Origin of the sequence: Bacillus sp. FSL M8-0266, from assembly GCF_038613425.1 — a bacterium.
GTDB classification, from domain to species: Bacteria; Bacillota; Bacilli; order Bacillales; family Bacillaceae; genus Bacillus; species Bacillus pumilus.
Genome location: NZ_CP152015.1, coordinates 3,007,514 through 3,024,001, shown reverse-complemented (window position 1 = coordinate 3,024,001; position 16,488 = coordinate 3,007,514). Strand labels below are relative to the sequence as shown.

Here is a 16,488-nt window from a genome sequence, read left to right as displayed (position 1 = left end):
GGGCTTCTTTTTTATTTGAATATCTTTTTCATTAGCTTGCCGGATGCTTTACCCGCAGCACGTCGCATGATACGTTTGCCTATAGTACCCTTTTGAACAGCATTGAGGTCACCCAGGTATTTTGATGTTTTATAAAGGAATGATCTTATTTTGTTTATATTCATGTATTTCACTTCCTTAATTAATATATATTTATGTGGGTACACCCACAAAACACCCACAAACATATGACGGCTTATTATTTTATATGACGTAAAACAAATATAAACCGCAGGAATCACGCCAACAAGAGAACGTACGTTTCCGTGTGATTCCCAAAAATAATTAAGTTTGAAATGGAAGGTTCAATCGGTTAATAAAAAAAGACCAAAAACGTGAAATCAAACGTTTTTGGTCTTTTTGTTTTTGAAAAAATCCAATTCACATCTCGCTAGGCGAGTAAAACTCGTCAAAGGCTTTAGACAAATCGTCAGCTGCAGATGTCAAGATCGTTTCTTCCTCTAAAATCGCTGTTCCTTGTGCTCGGACAATATGAAATTGATGAAACCCCATCAAGTTTTGAAATATTTCTTTTAGGTAATGATGTGAAAATTCCAGAGGTGTGTATCGATCGTTATTTGTGAAAATTGAGCCACTTGCTTGAAGCAAAATTACACGATAATCGTCAGTCATCAGACCAACTGAACCATTTTCTGTATATTTAAACGTTTCTCTTGCAATAAAAATATTATCTATATAATCTTTCATACGTGACGTCACATTGAAATTATGAACAGGTGACACAATGACGATTCGATGATGTGCTTTGAATTGAGCCAATAAAGCAGATGAAGCAGCAGCGATGTTTTCTTCGGTAGCTGTTAATGTTTGTTCAGATGCTTGCTTATTCCAAATACGTAGCAGCTGGTCTTTTTCGATACGAGGAATTTCAGTTTCATGTAAATGTAAAATTGTTGGTTCATCATGAGGGTATCTTTCTTTAAACTGTTCTAAAAATAGTGTTTGCAGTTTGTTTGAATAACTTTCTCGATGAGTGAAATCAGGGTGCGCGTTAATGATTAATGTTTGCATATACATGCTCCTTTTCTTTTGATAAACTGAGTATAAAATATAAAGATGACAAAACATGTCACCTTTTTAAAAGGAAAATCAAATGAAAAAATCAGAACGATTAAACCAAGAGCTTATTTTTTTAAGTGATAAATACTCATTTCAGTTAAAGGATTTAGAAACCGAATTTGGCATATCGAAACGTACGGCTTTGAGAGATATGGAAGAGCTAGAGTCCATGGGTTTAGCTTTTTATGTTGAACCTGGCAGACATGGTGGATATCGACTGGTGAAACAATCTCCATTGGTTCCTATTTATTTCAATACCGATGAAGTTCAAGCTATTTTTTTCGCTCTTAAAGCTCTTGACCTAGTATCAGCAACACCATTTAAAAAGTCCTACTCACAAATTCGGCAAAAACTGTTTGCCACAATGTCTGATGAGAGAAAACAAATGATTACGGAGACTTTGGATGTGATTCATTACTATAATGTCGCACCAGTTAGTGAACAAAATCATTTGGAATTGATTTTACAGGCGATGATGGAAGATCAAATCGCGAAGATGACGTACACTCAATATGAAAATAAAAGGATCAGGCTGCAATTTCTTGAGTTGTTTTATCGAAATGGGATTTGGTTCACCAAAGCATATGATGTTCAAAATAAAAAGTGGGACATCTATAGATGTGACTTTATGAAGGACTTGATCATTGAAGAAGGCAGAGACACCTTTACGAAGGAAGAATTAAAAGCACTGCAGATCGAGTACGAAAAAACTTATCATGATATCTCATTTAAATGTCGTTTAACGGAACAAGGAAAAGAAAAGTTTTTGAAGAATCATTACCCGAATATGAGATTGGAGATCATTGATGATACTCCATATATTGTAGGTGGGTACAACCAAGAAGAATTATCGTATATGACTCACTATTTGATCTCATTTGGGAAACATGTGAAAATTGAATACCCAGATGAATTAAAAGAGAGTTATTTGACTCAATTACAAGAAATGATTGAGCAGTATTGAAAGTGAACGGATTGTCTCTGAATCACAAACTTAACATATTAAAAAAGGCGAACTGTAGCCATTCGCCTTTTTTCTTTTACTTCGCCGCATGAAATGTATTGGTTTTCGATCTGTCATTGACCTTCCCATACGTCAGCTGACGCCAAATAAATTCCATCGGTCCATACTTAAACCTCTTTAACCAAAACGTACTGAAAAGCACAAGGAAGACATACACGCCAATAGCCATGAAGAACGTACCAGCCGGCTGAAGATGATCGACAAGCCCCGCTCCATATTTTAGAAATAGCATGGTTCCAATGATTGAGTGAAGCAAATAACAGGTCAGTGACATCCGCCCGACTTTGGTAAAGACCATCAAAGCACCTCGCAGCTGAGGAACGTGCAGAAACAGCATCGCAAGTGTACTCATATAAAACATACTGCCAGTTAATCCTCCGTTTTGTTCCAGAGCAGTGGCCATGTTCACCCAGAGTGTATTTTCAAAAGGATTGACCGCTGCTATGATCGTACTGCCTTGTGTGATGAGAAAAGCGATGGTACAAATGATCCAAATGCGATTCCAAATCGTTTTTTTCGCCTCCATGTTTTTGAAAAACTCCATTTTCACAAAATAAACACCAAGCAAAAACATGAAGAACATGGAATAGACGATTGAAAATGAGCTGGAAGCCATCGTCACCATATCTGTCCATCGGTCACCAATAGATGCTAAATAAGTCAGACTGTTGTGGCTGGTCAAATCAAAATCGGCAAGGTCCGGCTTGCCCGATGAGCCTGTACTGATGGTATGAAGCAGCATTGTGAAAAAGGGTGTGAGCAATTGAATCACAAAGAGTGTGATCAGCCAGTATCGGATGGTTTTGGCTGTACGTTTGTAAAAGAAAAGCAATAAAAAGCCAGCGACTGCATAATACGCTAAAATATCACCAATCCAAACAAAAGTGACATGCAGAAGGCCAAATCCTAAGAGAATGGTTAATCTGCGGGCAAACAGCTTGTTCGGACTGTCCACCTTCTGAGCAGCTCGATCCATAAAAATCATAAAACCAACCCCGAATAGGAAGGAGAATAACGTAATGAATTTCCCTGAGGCGAACCAATTCACCAAGTTGTGAAAGACATCATTTGCTTCCATATCGAATCCCTTCGCCGAATCCACGATCAAAAAGTAATTCACCAGAATAATTCCCATTAAGGCAAATCCCCTTACGATGTCTAAGAAATGAACCCGATCTTTCAAACTCATCGCGTGTGCTACTTTGTTTGCATTCATATCCATGCTCCTTTTCTTGTTATAATAGATGTGATTCGGATCTAATCATTGATCCTTACAATGAATTAATATAAAGACCAATTCTTAACAATTTATGAAGAAGCAAATTTTGGGAAATGAATGTGACAAATTGATGGCAGACCTTCACTTTCATATCCTGTTAAGATTTATACCGTATTCTTTTCACGTTGTTAGATGATATATAGTAAAGACATAAAAGAAAGTACATCACGTATCATGAGGTGAGAGAGACATGACGCATCGAATATTAGTCGTAGAAGATGATCAGGATATTGGAGACCTTTTGCAGGAATCCCTTACACGCGCAGGATATGAGGTGCTGAGAGCAATGAATGGCGAGCAAGCATTGAAGCTTGTGAACGATTCACTCGATTTGGTGATTTTGGATGTGATGATGCCAGGTATTTCAGGCATCGAAACGTGCCAGCAGATGAGAGCCTCCTCTAACGTCCCGATTCTATTTCTGACAGCCAAATCAAGTACATTCGATAAAACCGAAGGCTTACTCGCCGGCGGGGATGATTATATGACAAAACCTTTTTCACAAGAGGAGCTTCATGCTAGAGTGATTGCACAATTACGCAGGTATACTGTCTATCAGGAAAAGAAGGAACAGGAAGAAACTTTTCTTGTTGGGGGCAAGCTAAGGGTGAGCGAAGAATTTAATGAAGTGTGGAAAGAAAATCAACAAATCAAGCTATCTGATTTAGAATATCGTATGTTGAAGCTGCTCATGACCAGGCGAAACAAAATCTTTTCAGCCCAAAATATTTATGAGAGCGTGTGGGGACAGCCTTATTTCTATTGTTCCAACAATACGGTGATGGTGCATATTCGAAAGCTACGTGCCAAAATTGAAGATGATCCTGCACGTCCTGTATATATCAAAACAGAATGGGGAAGAGGATACCGATTTGGCACATCGTAAATATACACTAGCCAAAAAGCTAGCACTATTGATTTTGACAGCTACGGTCGTGAGTGGACTTGTCTTTTTGACGCTGCAAAAGATCACCAATGACCTCATTGACGGATATTTGAGTTCGGACGAGTATTACGAGGAGGAGTCAGCCAAGTACATTCAAAAATTCAGCCGCTACGTGTCAGAGAATGAGCTGTCTTCTACAGATCGAAAAGCGTTTGGTGAGTGGGTGAAAAAAGAGAATTACATTAATTTGACCATCTTCAAGGATGAAGTGCTGCAATATAACTCTATCTATTCAGCTGCTGATGAATCGGCGTATGGAAAAGAAAAGGTGACCCAGTACGCTGAGCATCATTCGTATCCAGTTCAGTTTAGCGACGGTGAAGGCCGCGTCATGGTGGATGGTTTCTATTCATCTCGTTACCACGATCTTGCCTTTACACTCGAGCTGCTCGGAGCGACACTTATTTTTCTCCTCATTGTTCTGCTTGGCATTCGCAAAAGTTTACGCTACCTGCAAACGATTCACCAAGACATTCATATTCTTGAAGGTGGCGAGCTGGACTATGAGATGACGGTGAAAGGGCATGATGAATTAGCAATGATTGCCAAAAGTATTGAGGATCTTCGTAAAGCTTTTCTGGACAAGCTCCAAGCCATTGACGAGCTGCAAGAAGAGAGTCGCAGTCTGGTGACCGAGATGTCACACGATATGAGAACACCGCTGACGTCGCTGATGATGAATTTAGAGTTTGCGAAAAAAGAGGAGGCTGGAGCGGATACACGTAAAGATCAATATATAGTAAGTGCTTATGAAAAAGCACTGCAATTGAAAAATCTATCTGATAATCTGTTTGCCTATTTTCTACTTGATAAAGAACATGAACCTGAGCTTGAGACCGTTGCAGTCAAAGAGGTCATTTACGATCTCTTATCAGATCAGGTGGCGATCTTGCAGCAAGAGACATTCAAGGTTCATCTTTTAGGAGAGCTGCCCGACAGCTATATCAACGTGAATGTCGAGGAACTTGGCCGAGTGTTTGATAATCTGATGTCGAACATACTGAAATACGCCGATCCGAAAAAAGACATCAATCTCACGTTTCTATCCGATCAAGAAATGTTTGAGATCCATGTGAGCAATGCGATAAAAGAGACAAATGGCACGCAGGAAAGCACTGGACTTGGTGAACGAAGCATAAAACGAATGATGTCCCGCATGCACGGGCAGTTTGAAAGGATGGAAAAGAACGATGTTTACTACATCGTGCTGCGATTCTGGCACATCAAAATATAAATCACAAATGAATAACATGGAATGGAGAGACAATCTAATGAAACGATTCAACAACTTCCAAAAGGTACCCGATCTCTTGCAAGGTCTTCTGAATATCTGTCTATTCTTTCTGGCCATTGCATTAAGCGTCCTCTTAATTAGTGAAACTTGGTATATTGTCCAATTCGTCTACAAAACTTTGTTTAACAAAGGAGAAAGCTATTATGGGATGCTTGGAGAACTGCTGATCTTCTTTATGTATTTTGAGTTTATTGCCTTAATTATAAAATACTTTAAATCCAACTTTCATTTCCCGCTTCGCTACTTTATTTATATCGGCATCACAGCTGTCATCCGTTTGATTATCATCGATCATGAAGAGGCTGTATCGACGTTCTGGTGGGCGCTCGCCATTCTTGCTATGACCTGTGCACTCTTTATCGCCAATAAACGACATACCGCGCAGGAGCATGAAGAAGTGAAGTGAGGGAAGAAGACGAACGATTGCCGTTCGTCTTTTTTAGGTTGATAGAGAAAGTCTGATTATGAACAATAAGTCGTCATTAATGGAGTAGAGTACGAAAAAGGAATTCAATGTAAATGATTATCCAGAGGAACGAAGAGAGGCCAATCACTCCAATAATGAGAACAACTAGTCAACACTCTCCCTTTTTCTTAAAAATTTACATTGACACCATCCTTTTCTATGATAAAATCATAGTGTGATAATGAGAATCGTTATCAAACGATATGACTACATATAGAATGGATAGGTGAGGTACATGTTCAAAAAATCTTTTTGGTCGTTGTTAGTTGTGCTCTCCATCGTTTTACTTGCAGCTTGCGGCAGCAATAGCAGTGAAGGCAAGTCAGATAGTAAAGAGAAAACGAGAACCGTTGAAAGCGCTATCGGTTCAACTGAAATTAAAGGATCGCCTAAACGTGTGGTGACGCTGTACCAAGGAGCAACCGATGCAGCAGTCGCGATGGGCATTAAACCAGTGGGTGTTGTTGAATCATGGCTTGAGGCACCTACGTATAAATATTTAAGAGATGACTTAAAGGATGTCAAAATTGTTGGGCAGGAAATACAGCCAAACTTAGAGGAAATTGAAAAACTTAACCCAGATTTGATCATTGCATCAAAAGTCCGTCACGAGCAAATTTTTGATCAACTGCAAGAAATCGCTCCAACTGTTGCAACAGAAACAGTGTTCACATTTAAAGATACAGTGAAATTAATGGGTGAAGCGTTAAATCAGCAAGACAAATCAAAAGAATTGCTAACGAAGTGGGATGACCGCGTCGCTGACTTCAAAGAAAAAGCGAAAAAAGACATCAAAAACTGGCCAATGAGTGTGTCTGTAGTGAACTTTCGTGCAGATCATGCTAGAATCTATCAAACTGGATTCGCAGGGTCAATTTTAACAGAGCTAGGCTTTGAAGGACCTAAGAATGTCAAAGATAAAAAGCAAGACATCATTACACTGACAGACAAAGAGAGCATTCCGCAAATGGATGCAGATGTGATCTATTACTTCATGGATGATCAGGATAAAGCCGTTGAAAAAGCATATAAAGAGTGGACGAGTCATCCTTTATGGAAGCAGCTTGACGCAGTGAAAGCGAAACAAGTGCATAAAGTCGATGAAATCACTTGGAACATGGGCGGCGGTATTATCGCTGCAAACATGATGCTTGATGATATTGATGATCGTCTCGGAATTGATAAATAAGGATAACAGAGGAGAAAATGTGAAAAACCATTTTCTCCTTTTTCCATAACAGATTGAAAGCGGGAATCAGATGAGAAGTTTATTAAAAAAGGATTCGAGCAAGGCGCTGCTGTTTGCTGGATTCGTCGTATTGATGGTGGTCTTTTTTATACTCAGCATTTCTCTTGGGCAAACCTCGATTTCCCTCAAAGCCACCATCCATGCGTTTCTTCATTTTGATGAATCGGATCCAAACAGTGTCATTGTCATGACATCCAGATTATCAAGAGCTTTAATTGCAACAGTTGTTGGATCAAGTCTAGCGATTTCAGGTGCACTGATGCAGGCATTAACGAGAAATCCGCTTGCAGCGCCAGATTTGTTAGGAATTAATGCAGGTGGACTATTTTTTATCGTCATTTCGATTGTTTTCTTTTCAACAGAGTCATTAACAGGCTATATGTGGACAGCCTTTTTAGGTGCGGCAATTGCAGGGATGCTCGTTTTTCTTTTGGGCTCCATTGGAAGAGATGGATTGACACCGGTCAAAATTGTCCTTGCAGGTGCGGCGATATCTGCACTGTTTGCGTCCTTTACACAAGGTCTTTTAATCGTGAATGAACAGTCGATTCAAAGCATCCTGTTCTGGATGGCGGGTTCAGTGTCTGGAAGAAGCATTGATATGCTGCTGCCTGTTTTGCCTTATATTTTAGGTGCGACAGTTGTGGCGCTGCTTCTTGGACGCTCCATCAATGTCCTTTTGTCAGGAGATGATATTGCAAAGGGGCTTGGTCAGCGTACCCTGGTGCTGAAAATCACGATGGGGGTACTCGTCGTCTTCTTAGCAGGTGGTTCCGTCGCTGTCGCAGGATCGATTGGGTTTGTTGGTTTTCTAGTGCCGCATATTGTGAAAAAGCTTGTCGGACCTGACCACCGCTGGGTACTGCCGTATTGTGCCGTTGTGGGGGCGTCGCTTTTACTTGTCGCAGACCTTGCGGCTCGTTTTCTGATCATGCCGCAGGAAGTGCCGATTGGTGTCATGACGGCGGTAGCAGGAGCGCCTCTATTTGTTTATCTCGTGCGCAAGGGGTTGAAGACAGGTGGCTAAAACATATACAGTGCGTTCAAAGGGCGGGCGCATTTCATTTCAATTTTCAAAGCGGACGTTTTTGATTTTACTTTTATTGACGGCCATTGCTTTTGGGTTATTTATTCTCAGTCTCTGTATGGGCAGCCGATTTATTTCGCCTGTGGATGTGCTTCTTCATATAATCGGTCAGGGAGAGGGAAATACTTTTGTGCTCAATACACTGAGGATTCCAAGAACACTGCTGGCTGTCTTAGTGGGGGCCGCGCTTGCGGTATCAGGGCTTATTTTGCAAGGTTTAATTCGCAATCCGCTTGCATCGCCTGACATCATTGGGATTACGAGTGGTGCTTCGTTCGGTGCGATTATGTTTATTGTTTTTTGGATGGGCACTGTGCCTATTGCGTATCAATCCTTATGGGCGATTGCAGGGGCGTTTGCTGTCTCTTGTCTGATTTATTTGCTTTCATGGAAAAAAGGGGTTAAGCCGATTACACTTGTCCTAATGGGAATTGGGATTTCTGCCATTATGAAGGCGTGTGTGACGTTTACTCTTGTTCTTAGTGATACGATGACGACGACAAAGTCATATATCTGGCTGACAGGCAGTTTATATGGTTCTACGATGAAGGACGTCACGTCGATGCTTCCTTGGATCATGATCATTTTACCGATTGTCATGGTGTTAGCAAGAACGATGAATGTGAAGGAGCTTGGAGATGATCTCGCAACAGGTCTCGGGGTGAAAGTGCAGGCAAAACGGTTATTCTTTCTGCTGATGAGTGTGACATTGGCGGGGATTGCCGTTGCTTTTGCTGGCGGTATTGAATTTGTTGGACTCATGGCGCCGCATGTTGCACGGATGATCATCGGCCGTTCGTTCATTGCGCTGGTCCCGGCATCTGCGCTTGTTGGAAGTATTCTCGTGATGCTCGCAGATTTAGTCGCTAGAACGGCTTTTCTACCGTTAGATGTACCAGCAGGTGTATTCACGGCCGCAATTGGGGCACCGTTCTTTATTTATTTGTTATACCAACAACGAAATCGATAAACGAAAGATGGAGGTTTTGATATGAGGCCAGAGTGGGTTGAGAGAGAATTACTTGATTTCGGGGTACACATCACAAATGAACCAATGACATCTGATCGCACACTTGCTGCGCTTTTTTCAGAAGCATCTGTCCTGCGTTTATTAGAGGCTGAAAAGGAAGCTATGCATGCACCGAATTTAGCTGTAGCGGCGTCGATGTTTTCAAAGCGTTATGCCTACTTAGCCGTCAGTTCCTCTTTGTACATGATGACGCTGTATGACGGTGTCTATCAGTTTCCACCGGAGGCATGTGTCTTTAGAGAGGATCGGAAAATTGAAATTGATGAGTCATTGTGTTCGTTTGTTCCATTAGAAGGAGATCGGTATGAATGGAGAGAGCAGGTTGTGCATGCGCTGTTTACGGAGTGTGTTACACCTCTTTTAGATGTATTGAAGCGCACGTCAAGACTTCCGTATACCATTTTGTGGGAGAATATAGCGGTTCGCATCAATTCTCTTTATCGCAGCATGATGCGGGAGGCTGAAGACCCTGCGGTGAAGCAGCGCGTGAGGGAGGATTATCTGTATCTGAAGCAAGCAGCTGGTGATGTATTCGGAGCAAAACAAAACCCATTTCATCACAGCTTAAACTTAGATGACAGTTTACTAGAAACATCCAACCGTAAGACTTGCTGTATGTATTATAAGCTAGAGAAAAAATCGGAGAGTCTCGATTATTGTCTTGTCTGTCCTCTTGATAAAAAGAAAGGCACTGCTTGTTCGTAGCAGTGCCTTTCTTTTTTATTCCCAAATCTCACTTGCCCATTCTGGGTGATCGATAAAGGGATTGCGGTTGTTCTGGTATGTTTGATAAATGATCTCGTTGCGGTTCCGTTCGATTTGATCGACAGGATCTTGTTTGTGCCACTTGAGAAGTACGGACATTTTGCCGTGAAGAGGGGCGCTACCATTATTCACTTTGTCGTTTAATTCTAAATCTGGAAAGCGGTCATCTCCTTCGTACCGCACCGCCATATAAAAGAGCATTCTTGCCACATCCCCTTTCACCCGGCTATGAGGTTCGAATGAGTCGCTATCGTAGAAGTTGCCCGGCGCTCCCTTGTATTCATTTCCGCCCAGATCAAAATCTAAATTTCCTCGTGTGCTATTCGTTTGCACGTCTGTTGCTCGCAGATGATGGAGATCTGTACCTGGGCCCTGGCTTGTCCCAAAATTGCCGTGTGACTTAGCCCAGACATGCTCCCGGTTCCACTGGCTAACATTTCCGCCATTCGCTTGCTTTGAGCGAGAGACACCACTATAGAGCAAGAGCACGTTGTTTGGATTTTTTGGATCTTCATCTGTTTTCTTTAAGGCATCCCAAACTTGGCTGTAGGATAGCTGCTTATGATCATCAATAATATCGTGTAAAGCTTTCTTTAAAGCGGGTCTTGATTTGCCATTAGCAGATTGATAATAGGAATCGATTTGACTTGTAGCGGTTATTTTCGCTTGTTGTGCAGATGTTTCGTTTTGAAGCTGTAACGGGGAAAATGTGATGGTTTGGCTCGGTTCATTCAGAGTAAAGCTTTGAGCATTCGCAGCTTGCGGCAGTGGGGCGGCTAACGTACCGAATATCATGATTCCGGCAGCCACAGTTCCAAATAAGGTTCTCTTCATTCGATTTCCTCCTTGATAGGGAATGTATTCTCTTTATTTCTATCATAATGCCAGAAAGAAATAAATGGATTTATCGTAAATTTTATGTAATGAGTTCATAGGAAAAGAGATTGCTATTTTATCAGCATTACTGTATAAGTGGGCATATAGGATGACAGCAAGGGAAAGGATGGATAACGTGAAAGAACTGCAAATACCTTCAAGAACGATTATGACACCAGGACCTGTTGAAGTAGATCCCAGGGTGCTCCGTGTAATGAGTACGCCCATTCTCGGTCAATTTGATCCAGCATTTACACATATTATGAATGAGACGATGACCTTATTGCGGTCCCTTTTCCAAACAGAAAATGAATGGGCTTTTCCAATTGACGGCACGTCTCGTTCAGGGCTTGAAGCTGTGCTTGCCAGTGTTATTGAGCCGGGAGATTCAATGCTTGTGCCTGTTTTTGGCCGGTTCGGTCATCTTCTCATTGAAATAGGACAGCGCTATGGTGCTGAGGTACATACAATGGAATGTGAATGGGGAACCGTTTTTGACCCTAGCGATATCATTCAGGAAATGAAGCAGATCAAGCCTAAAATCGTTGCGATGGTCCATGGTGAAACATCCACCGGACGAATGCAGCCGCTTGAGCAAATTGGTGAAGCGTGCCGAGCACTGGATGCATTGTTCATTGTAGACGCTGTAGCAACCATTGGCGGGGTCCAGGTGAAAGTGGACGAATGGAAGATTGATGCGGCAATTGGTGGTACGCAGAAGTGCTTGTCAGTTCCATCAGGTATGTCACCTATCACGTATAATGAACGGGTGGCAGCTGTCGTTGAATCGAGAAAGAAAGTGGAAAAGGGAATTGCGACTCAGGATGAATTGCAAGAGCAAATGGATATTTCTCCAATTAAAAGCAATTACTTTGATCTCAGCCAGCTCCAGGATTATTGGAGCCCTAGGCGATTAAATCATCATACAGAAGCGACAACGATGCTCTATGCACTTCGTGAAGGGGTTCGTGTTGTGCTGGAAGAAGGTCTGTCTGAGCGTTTCCAAAGGCACGCATTTCACGAGAAAGCCTTGATGAAAGGCCTTGAAGCGATGGGACTTGAATTGTTCGGTGATCCACATTGTAAAATGCCAGTTGTGACATGTATTGAAATTCCAAGTGGTATGGATGGAGAAGCGGTACGTGCCGATCTGCTTAAGCATTTTGGTATTGAAATTGCCAGCTCCTTTGGACCGCTAGCCGGACGTATATGGAGAATTGGCACAATGGGCTATAGTTGCCGAAAAGAAAATGTGCTGTTTGTGTTAGCAGGGCTGGAAGCAATTCTAATCAAACACGGTGCATCTATCCATTGCGGCGCAGGGCTTCAGGCGGCTCTTTCTATCTATGAACAAGATGAATAAAGTCAGACGGATACTCGCTATTTGCGGGTATTTTTTTATTTGGAAAAGAAAACTAAATTTTGAAAAACTAGACTTATAGACAGTGATATCGCTATACTGAAGAAGTTCTGATCATTTTTGTCATCATTTTCATTTATTTTGCAGAAAGAGGTTTTTTGATATGAAGAAAATGGGCAGATTATATATTTTGATGCTCAATATTTTTATTGCCATGCTTGGCTTTGGCCTCATTGTCCCTGTCATGCCAAGTTACATTGAAGCCTTTGGCGCAACTGGAAAAACACTCGGTTTTCTTGTCGCTGCAACTGGTCTTACACAGTTTGCTTTATCGCCGGTTGCAGGCGCATTGACCGATCGATTTGGACGTAGAAAATTGATCATTGCCGGAATTGCCGGCTTTACCATTGCCCAGTTTATTTTTGCATTTGCAGATCAGCTTTGGATGCTGTTTGTGTCTCGGTTTTTAGGTGGTGCAGCCGGGGCTTTACTCATGCCAGCCATGTTTGCATACATCGCTGATATCACAAGTGAGAAGGATCGAGGGAAAGGAATGGGGCTATTTAGTGCAGCAATGACGTTAGGCTTTGTTATTGGACCAGGCGTAGGCGGCTATTTGGTCGAGTACGGAATCGCTTTTCCTTTTCTCATTGCAGGTTCCTTTGCAGCTCTTTCTACCCTATTATCCATCCTGTTTTTACCTGAAACATTAACAAAGGAAAAGCAGGAAGAAGCACGGTTAAACAAAGACATTCATTTCAACCCGTTTGTACAAATGATGCAAGCTTTAAAGACATCGTACGGTTTTTTGTTTATATTGGCGTTTGTCCTCAATTTTGGCATCATTCATTTTGAATCGATTTTTGGCTTATATGTAGACCAAAAACATGGATTTACACCGAAGGATATTGCGTTTGTGATTACGGTTGCGGGTCTTGCTGGCGTGCTTGTCCAAGGTGCGTTGGTGAATGCCTGTGTGAAACGATTTGGTGAAATGCGCGTCGTACGTTATGCACTGCTTGGAGCGGCTTTGATGCTCATCGTCTGCCGTGTTGCGCCGTCCTTTTGGCTGATCTTTGCAGGCTCTATTTTATTTTTGTCGGCTACTTCATTTGTTCGTCCAGCCCTCAATACATTGCTGTCCAAAATGGCAGGTAATCAGCAAGGAGTAGCGGGCGGCCTCAATACATCCTTTATGAGCCTTGCCAATATTGTCGGACCGAGCCTTGCGGGGATTTTATTTGATGTGAATATCGAGTTTCCTTTTATGCTCGGAACACTGGTGCTTTGCATAAGCTTCATTGCATCCATCGTGTGGGGAAAAAAAGTGCAGCATCCTTCTGCAATTTCTTAAAATTCAATTATAAAAAACCGATCAGCACAGATGGATCGGTTTTTTTATAATGGTCATCACCTTTTATATGTCACGACAGGTGATTTTTCTTTATGAAGCGCACGAATCATGGCATCATCTACATGCAAATGCTCTTTCACTAATTGAGGAGGGGTTAAGGCCATCCACTGATTCAACGAAATATCTGCAAAGCGATCACTTTTAAAAATTTCTAAAAACCAAAGGCTCGTTTGGCCGATATTTTGGATGTAATGTCCCATACCAAAAGGAACATATCCAACATCACCTGCTCTGTAATTAAAGGTGCGGGCAGTGCCCCCAGCTCCAAAGACCGTCATTTTGGCTGTACCGGTTAAATAGTATTGCCACTCATCATTATTAGGGTGCCAGTGCATTTCTCTCATGCCGCCAGGCTTTACTTCAACAAGCGCAGCTGCAATGGTTTTTGAAACCGGGAAATTTCGTGAATCGACGATGCGGACAGTTCCACCAGAGGTCGTCAGCGGTTTTTGGCGAAGCAGCTGGTACGTAAATGACGGCTCGATACTTCCGTATGGATCAGATACCGTTTGGCTTTCTAATGATGCTGGCGGAGAGCCTTGAAACATGTAGCGCTGCTTATTCGGAATATCATCAAACAGCTTCTCAGGAACGCCAAAATTGTCGGAGAGAATGTTTTTCGGTGTATGGGCAAACCAGTCTGTGATGGTGAACGTATCAAATTCAGAAAAAGCGCCATCATCAAAGACTAAAAGAAATTCACACCCGTCCTCAAGTCCTTGAATGGAGTGCGGAATACCTGGGGGGAAATACCATAAATCTCCTTCTGCTACATCAGCGATCATATTTCGCCCTTCTGCATCTACAGAGGTGATGCGGGCTTTTCCTAAAATCATATACGCCCATTCAGCCTGTTTATGCCAATGAAGCTCTCGCACTCCGCCTCGAGTCAGCCGCATGTTGACACCCGCAATCGTTGTGGAAACAGGCAGCTCTCGCTTCGTAATTTCTCTCGACCAGCCGCCATGATTCAAATGCATATGTGTATCGGAATATGAAAATTTCAAATTTGGAATGGTTCCGGCATCTGTTTTAGGTGGAACAAGCATATCTGGGTTCTCAATATCTCGAAGGACGTCCCGCGGGCCTAGATCGGTGGCACCAGCACCATCCTCTCGAATTGGCTGCGGGATGTGACGCAGCTCATCATCCATTTATCATCCCTCCTTGTGTATCACTTTTCTCCTCCAAACTATATGAAGCTTTGGAAGAAAACATTCAATCAGGATGGGGTGAAAGAAGCATCTGAATACGTAATGCTAAGCGCAGCCTTAATGTGGTTTCAGGGTCTTTTAAGCGGATCCGAAGCAGCTCCTCACACTTCTCCAATCGATAAATGACTGTGTTGCGATGAATAGACAAACGTTTTGCTGTTTCTGAAATGTGGCAATGCGTTTCTAAATAGACAGATAAGGTGTGGAGGAGATTTTGACCGGCTTCATATAACGGGTGAAGGTGCATCTGGTGAAACGTGACTAAGTCCTTTCTTGGAATAAGCTTTAATAAATCTGGCACATCCTTTGCCTGATAGAACTGAATATATTCCGACTGCGCCGAGAGATGTCCGGCTTGAAGCGCTTCTAATGCTTCACTATAGCCCTCAGACAGATGGGTGATGCGACAACTAGTCAAGCTCGCGCCAAAGGAAATGGTGTGATTTACTTGAATGCTAACGAGCATCTGCAGCTGTTTCAAAAAAGAAAGGAGCCTTTCACTCATCTCTGACCAACTGCTCGTCTCTTCCATTAATACAATGCCCATATCACCTTTGACAAATAAAAAGGAAGGGAAAGGAGAGCTTGGAAGTGCGCTGTCGAGCAGATCAACGACTTGTTCTAACATCAGTTGCTGCTTCAAAAAATGAGTGGTCTCATGATACTGATCAAGCTGACAGATCATACATAGATAGCTGCTATCTACATTTAATCCAAACGCCTTCGCAATGTATGCAGCGTCTTGCTGAGAATACGATGAACCCTCTATCCATCTGCGAAACCCTTCATTTCTGGCACGCTTGGCCGTTTGCTGGGCAGTATATTGTCTCATTCGCGCAATCGAGATTTCGTGTACTGCTTGGTCAATGATGACTTGCAGTGTTTCATCCAGCGGAAGAATGAAGGAAGGGATGACCACATACTCGCATGTTTGTTCGGTTAGATCAATCGGAAAGACAGAAAAGGTTTGCTTCGTATCTATTATCGAAAAATAATGAGGTGTCCTGCTTTGGAAAAAGGGGAGAATGCGTATCCAATCTGGGCTCGTGATGTGCGAGTTGCAGAGAAGACGCCCATGCTGGTTACACAAATAGACAGGCTTGTGAATCTTTTCGGCGATTTTTTGCAATGCTTCAAACTGGTTATCGTCTATGTTCATATCCACTAAGTCTCCTTTATTGAGAACTTAAGTTCTTGGTGAAGATGAATAAATAAATGGACAATCACTGTTCACTTCTCTGATATATATTATGTTATCAGCTCACATCATTTTAGATAGAATGTTGTCAACTAATATGACAAACAGAACTCATAATAAAATCACATACCATCAGTCATCTTCATTCAGAATTACCGGCAAATATG

The 16,488-nt window shown here is 42.1% G+C and carries 16 protein-coding genes; 10 read left to right on the top strand and 6 right to left on the bottom strand.

What is annotated here, in order from left to right; genetic code table 11:
* Positions 1-11: 11 nt before the first annotated feature.
* Both MKY83_RS15690 and MKY83_RS15685 read right to left on the bottom strand, forming a co-directional pair.
* Positions 12-164 carry a hypothetical protein gene (locus MKY83_RS15690; RefSeq protein ID WP_185106782.1) on the bottom strand — a complete coding sequence of 51 codons (153 nt, stop codon included), beginning with the start codon at positions 162-164 and terminating at the stop codon, positions 12-14.
* 256 nt (positions 165-420) lie between these two features.
* On the bottom strand, positions 421-1,071 hold the full coding sequence (locus MKY83_RS15685; RefSeq protein WP_342487460.1) for an NAD(P)H-dependent oxidoreductase: 651 nt from the start codon (positions 1,069-1,071) through the stop codon (positions 421-423).
* A gap of 82 nt (positions 1,072-1,153) precedes the next feature.
* On the opposite strand from MKY83_RS15685, the gene MKY83_RS15680 reads away from it, so the two are divergent.
* The gene (locus MKY83_RS15680; protein WP_342487459.1) at positions 1,154-2,083 is read left to right on the top strand and encodes a WYL domain-containing protein; all 930 of its coding nucleotides are present in this window, start codon (positions 1,154-1,156) and stop codon (positions 2,081-2,083) included.
* Positions 2,084-2,159: 76 nt separating this feature from the next.
* Here the strand turns inward: MKY83_RS15680 and MKY83_RS15675 are convergent, their stop codons facing one another.
* Positions 2,160-3,359: a DUF418 domain-containing protein gene (locus MKY83_RS15675; RefSeq protein ID WP_126740868.1), complete on the bottom strand. Its 1,200-nt coding sequence runs from the start codon at positions 3,357-3,359 to the stop codon at positions 2,160-2,162.
* A gap of 253 nt (positions 3,360-3,612) precedes the next feature.
* Here MKY83_RS15675 and MKY83_RS15670 point away from each other — a divergent pair, with 253 nt between their 5' ends.
* The 7 genes from MKY83_RS15670 to MKY83_RS15640 all read left to right on the top strand — a co-directional run bounded on the left by MKY83_RS15670 (position 3,613) and on the right by MKY83_RS15640 (position 10,199).
* Positions 3,613-4,308 carry a response regulator transcription factor gene (locus tag MKY83_RS15670; RefSeq protein WP_342487458.1) on the top strand — a complete coding sequence of 232 codons (696 nt, stop codon included), beginning with the start codon at positions 3,613-3,615 and terminating at the stop codon, positions 4,306-4,308.
* The gene (locus tag MKY83_RS15665) at positions 4,295-5,602 is read left to right on the top strand and encodes a HAMP domain-containing sensor histidine kinase (RefSeq protein ID WP_268508364.1); all 1,308 of its coding nucleotides are present in this window, start codon (positions 4,295-4,297) and stop codon (positions 5,600-5,602) included. Before MKY83_RS15670 ends, MKY83_RS15665 begins: the two co-directional genes overlap by 14 nt.
* Before the next feature lie 37 nt (positions 5,603-5,639).
* Positions 5,640-6,068 carry a phosphate-starvation-inducible protein PsiE gene (gene psiE / locus MKY83_RS15660; protein ID WP_034659895.1) on the top strand — a complete coding sequence of 143 codons (429 nt, stop codon included), beginning with the start codon at positions 5,640-5,642 and terminating at the stop codon, positions 6,066-6,068.
* Positions 6,069-6,363: 295 nt separating this feature from the next.
* The gene (locus tag MKY83_RS15655) at positions 6,364-7,317 is read left to right on the top strand and encodes an iron-siderophore ABC transporter substrate-binding protein (RefSeq protein WP_126740866.1); all 954 of its coding nucleotides are present in this window, start codon (positions 6,364-6,366) and stop codon (positions 7,315-7,317) included.
* 70 nt (positions 7,318-7,387) lie between these two features.
* Positions 7,388-8,404 carry an iron ABC transporter permease gene (locus MKY83_RS15650; RefSeq protein ID WP_065098069.1) on the top strand — a complete coding sequence of 339 codons (1,017 nt, stop codon included), beginning with the start codon at positions 7,388-7,390 and terminating at the stop codon, positions 8,402-8,404.
* Positions 8,397-9,434, top strand: coding sequence for an iron ABC transporter permease (locus tag MKY83_RS15645; protein ID WP_003212627.1), 1,038 nt, complete (start codon positions 8,397-8,399; stop codon positions 9,432-9,434). Before MKY83_RS15650 ends, MKY83_RS15645 begins: the two co-directional genes overlap by 8 nt.
* Before the next feature lie 21 nt (positions 9,435-9,455).
* Positions 9,456-10,199, top strand: coding sequence for an IucA/IucC family C-terminal-domain containing protein (locus MKY83_RS15640; RefSeq protein ID WP_106066283.1), 744 nt, complete (start codon positions 9,456-9,458; stop codon positions 10,197-10,199).
* A 15-nt stretch (positions 10,200-10,214) separates the two neighbouring features.
* Here MKY83_RS15640 and MKY83_RS15635 read toward each other — a convergent pair whose 3' ends face one another.
* On the bottom strand, positions 10,215-11,093 hold the full coding sequence (locus MKY83_RS15635; RefSeq protein ID WP_342487457.1) for an endonuclease: 879 nt from the start codon (positions 11,091-11,093) through the stop codon (positions 10,215-10,217).
* 169 nt (positions 11,094-11,262) lie between these two features.
* Here MKY83_RS15635 and MKY83_RS15630 point away from each other — a divergent pair, with 169 nt between their 5' ends.
* Both MKY83_RS15630 and MKY83_RS15625 read left to right on the top strand, forming a co-directional pair.
* Positions 11,263-12,498, top strand: a complete 1,236-nt coding sequence (locus tag MKY83_RS15630) for an alanine--glyoxylate aminotransferase family protein (protein ID WP_342487456.1) — start codon at positions 11,263-11,265, stop codon at positions 12,496-12,498.
* Positions 12,499-12,658: 160 nt separating this feature from the next.
* Positions 12,659-13,849: an MFS transporter gene (locus MKY83_RS15625; protein ID WP_065098072.1), complete on the top strand. Its 1,191-nt coding sequence runs from the start codon at positions 12,659-12,661 to the stop codon at positions 13,847-13,849.
* Positions 13,850-13,905: 56 nt separating this feature from the next.
* Here MKY83_RS15625 and MKY83_RS15620 read toward each other — a convergent pair whose 3' ends face one another.
* Entirely contained in the window at positions 13,906-15,063 is a 1,158-nt protein-coding gene (locus tag MKY83_RS15620; protein WP_185106789.1) for an oxalate decarboxylase family bicupin, read from the bottom strand.
* A gap of 64 nt (positions 15,064-15,127) precedes the next feature.
* On the bottom strand, positions 15,128-16,282 hold the full coding sequence (locus tag MKY83_RS15615) for a helix-turn-helix domain-containing protein (RefSeq protein ID WP_106067263.1): 1,155 nt from the start codon (positions 16,280-16,282) through the stop codon (positions 15,128-15,130).
* Positions 16,283-16,488: the final 206 nt, after the last annotated feature.

What these genes read in the sequence shown, in the direction of transcription:
- MKY83_RS15625 (WP_065098072.1), top strand. Translation starts at nt 12,659, where the DNA reads ATGAAGAAAATGGGCAGATTATATATTTTGATGCTCAATATTTTTATT.
- MKY83_RS15630 (WP_342487456.1), top strand. Translation starts at nt 11,263, where the DNA reads ATGGATAACGTGAAAGAACTGCAAATACCTTCAAGAACGATTATGACA.
- MKY83_RS15640 (WP_106066283.1), top strand. Translation starts at nt 9,456, where the DNA reads ATGAGGCCAGAGTGGGTTGAGAGAGAATTACTTGATTTCGGGGTACAC.
- MKY83_RS15685 (WP_342487460.1), bottom strand. Translation starts at nt 1,071, where the DNA reads ATGCAAACATTAATCATTAACGCGCACCCTGATTTCACTCATCGAGAA.
- MKY83_RS15655 (WP_126740866.1), top strand. Translation starts at nt 6,364, where the DNA reads ATGTTCAAAAAATCTTTTTGGTCGTTGTTAGTTGTGCTCTCCATCGTT.
- MKY83_RS15615 (WP_106067263.1), bottom strand. Translation starts at nt 16,282, where the DNA reads ATGAACATAGACGATAACCAGTTTGAAGCATTGCAAAAAATCGCCGAA.
- psiE (WP_034659895.1), top strand. Translation starts at nt 5,640, where the DNA reads ATGAAACGATTCAACAACTTCCAAAAGGTACCCGATCTCTTGCAAGGT.
- MKY83_RS15680 (WP_342487459.1), top strand. Translation starts at nt 1,154, where the DNA reads ATGAAAAAATCAGAACGATTAAACCAAGAGCTTATTTTTTTAAGTGAT.
- MKY83_RS15620 (WP_185106789.1), bottom strand. Translation starts at nt 15,063, where the DNA reads ATGGATGATGAGCTGCGTCACATCCCGCAGCCAATTCGAGAGGATGGT.
- MKY83_RS15650 (WP_065098069.1), top strand. Translation starts at nt 7,388, where the DNA reads ATGAGAAGTTTATTAAAAAAGGATTCGAGCAAGGCGCTGCTGTTTGCT.
- MKY83_RS15635 (WP_342487457.1), bottom strand. Translation starts at nt 11,093, where the DNA reads ATGAAGAGAACCTTATTTGGAACTGTGGCTGCCGGAATCATGATATTC.
- MKY83_RS15675 (WP_126740868.1), bottom strand. Translation starts at nt 3,359, where the DNA reads ATGAATGCAAACAAAGTAGCACACGCGATGAGTTTGAAAGATCGGGTT.
- MKY83_RS15670 (WP_342487458.1), top strand. Translation starts at nt 3,613, where the DNA reads ATGACGCATCGAATATTAGTCGTAGAAGATGATCAGGATATTGGAGAC.
- MKY83_RS15690 (WP_185106782.1), bottom strand. Translation starts at nt 164, where the DNA reads ATGAATATAAACAAAATAAGATCATTCCTTTATAAAACATCAAAATAC.